The organism is Bradyrhizobium sp. (genome assembly GCF_030654605.1).
In the GTDB taxonomy this organism is placed as follows: Bacteria; Pseudomonadota; Alphaproteobacteria; order Rhizobiales; family Xanthobacteraceae; genus Bradyrhizobium.
This window is the reverse complement of sequence record NZ_JAURXB010000130.1, coordinates 1-2,262: the sequence shown is the minus strand read 5'-3', so window position 1 is coordinate 2,262 and position 2,262 is coordinate 1. Positions and strand designations below refer to the sequence as shown.

Annotated in this window: 3 protein-coding genes; 2 read left to right on the top strand and 1 reads right to left on the bottom strand. The window is 67.0% G+C overall.

Going from position 1 to position 2,262, the window contains the following annotated elements; translation table 11 throughout:
* Positions 1 to 604 (top strand): glycosyltransferase family 9 protein (locus Q7U29_RS12975; protein WP_304741979.1); only part of this gene is annotated, 604 nt, incomplete at its 5' end.
* Positions 601 to 1,134 (top strand): HAD family hydrolase, encoded by a 534-nt coding sequence (locus Q7U29_RS12970; protein WP_304741977.1) that lies wholly within the window; start codon positions 601 to 603, stop codon positions 1,132 to 1,134. The genes Q7U29_RS12975 and Q7U29_RS12970, both read left to right, overlap by 4 nt.
* A gap of 121 nt (positions 1,135 to 1,255) precedes the next feature.
* Here Q7U29_RS12970 and Q7U29_RS12965 read toward each other — a convergent pair whose 3' ends face one another.
* A complete protein-coding gene (locus Q7U29_RS12965; protein ID WP_304741975.1) occupies positions 1,256 to 2,260 on the bottom strand; it encodes a glycosyltransferase family 4 protein in 1,005 nt (334 codons plus the stop codon).
* Between the last annotated feature and the right edge of the window lie 2 nt (positions 2,261 to 2,262).

Below are 2,262 nucleotides of genomic sequence, written 5' to 3'. Positions count from 1 at the left end.
GCTGGCGCTGCCTGACGGCGCGCCGCTGCCTCCGGAATGGCCGGTGCCGCAACTCAGGGTTCCCGCCGAGGAAGCCGGCCGCTGGCGGCAGGCGAACGGGCTGGGCGCCGGTCCCGCCGTCGCACTGGCGCCGGGCTCGGTGGGCGCCTCCAAGCGCTGGACCCACTATCCGGAGGCCGCCCGGCTGCTGGCCGAACGCGGGCTGGATGTCTGGGTGGTCGGCGGACCCGGCGAAAAGGCGCTGGCGGCGGAGATCGTGGGGGCCGGCGGCCCGCGGGTCCGCGACCTCACCGGGTCGGACCTGCGCAACGGCATCCTGGCGATGGCGGCGGCCAGCGTGGCGATCTCGAACGATTGCGGGCTGATGCACATCGCGGCGGCGATCGGGACGCCGACCATGGGCATTTTCGGTCCCACCAGCCCCTATCTCTGGGCGCCCCTCAATGGCCTCGCCGCGACCGTTCAGACCACAACCGTGTTGCCATGCCAGCCCTGCCAGCGGACGGTCTGCACCATGAACGACCACCGCTGCATGCGCGACATTCCCGCTTCCGACGTGGTCGGGATCACTGAGCGCGTGCTGGCCGAGGCGGCGCAGCCATGAGCAAAACCGGTTTGCCCAGGCCCGCGGCATTCCTCGACCGCGACGGCGTCGTCAATCACGACGACGGCTATATGGGCACGCGCGAGCGGATCCGCTGGATGCCGAATGCAGCGAAGGCGATCCGCCGGCTCAACGACGCCGGCTATCTGGTCTTCTTCTTCACCAACCAATCCGGCGTGGCGCGCGGCTTCTTTACCGAGGACGACGTCGGCAAGCTGCACGACTGGATGCTCGAAGAACTGGCGGCGCAAGGCGCGCGGGTCGACGACATCAGGTATTGCCCGCATCATCCCGCCGGGTCCGTCGAGGGCTATCTGGAACACCATCACTGGCGCAAACCGGCGCCCGGCATGATCCACGATCTGATGGCGCACTGGCCGGTGCGTCACCAGGGCAGTTTTGTCATTGGCGACCGCGCCAGCGATATCGAGGCGGCAGAAGCCGCCGGGCTGCCGGGATTTTTGTTTGCGGGCGGCGACCTCGACGCGTTCGTGGCGGATATTCTATCGGCAGGATTGTCGTCATCCTGATACCGCACGCAGGCCTTCGTCAGATCTAAAAAAAACCTAGCACTCCAAGGACTTGGTTTCTGTGCATGGGGTTGTTTTCGACATTTTTGGTTGGGAACCGGTCGCGACGTGCGGCGACGGCTCAGACCAGCCTCCGATAAACCTCGGCGATCCCGTTGGCCTCCGCATCGAGGCTGAAGCGTTCCAGCACCCGCGCCCGGCCGCGCTCGCCCATGGCCGCCGCAGCAACGGGATTGCGCATCAGCGGCTCCAGCGCCGCCACCAGCGCATCGACATCATCCGTCGGCGTCAGCACGCCGGTGACGCCATCCTCGACCACGAGTTCGGCCGCGCCAGCGCGCGAGGCCACCAGCGCCGCGCCCACCGACATCGCCTCGATCAGCGTCAGCCCAAACCCCTCGTTGCGCGATGTGAAGGCGTAGATCGTCAGCCGCTGGTACCAGCGCGGCACCTCCTCGATATCGAGTTCACCTGTTATGACGACGCGCGATTGCAGCCCGGCGGCATCGATGCGCTTGCGCAACTCGTTCGCGAACGCGGTTTGCTCCGGCGTGATGGCGCCGACCATGACCGCGGTGAAGTCGGGATAGCGCGGCAACAGCCGGCACATCGCCTCCACGAAAACGTCGCTGCCCTTTTGCGCGCGCACCCGGCCGAAGCAGCCGATGGCGTAGCGGCCGGGCAATCCGGCTTCCGCGAACGCCGCTGCGCGATCTCGAGGTGGCGCATAGGTGTCGGTATCGACGCCGTGCATCACGACATCAGCTTCGCGCTTGAGAAAGGATTTCGATATTTCGCTGGTGGCGATGATTGCGTCCATCTGCCGGATCAGCCAGCGCGTGATCCAGCTGTGATGCCGCTGCGCCGCCGAGGTGAAGACCAGTTTCAGAGGCCAGCCGAGCGCGCGCAACAGCACGCCCGCGATCATCTCGTTGTTGCGTCGCGCATGCCAGATCACGGCGTCGCGGCGGCGCCAGCATTTCGCGAGATCCGCAAGTCCGATGCGCGCGATCCCCTCGGGCGCATCGGAACCGAGCCAGCCCGCGCGAAACAGTTTCGCCAGTTTCGGCGCCACCATGCGGTTGGTCGCGGTGACGCCGGAATAGCGCCTGTGCAGATTCGGCACGA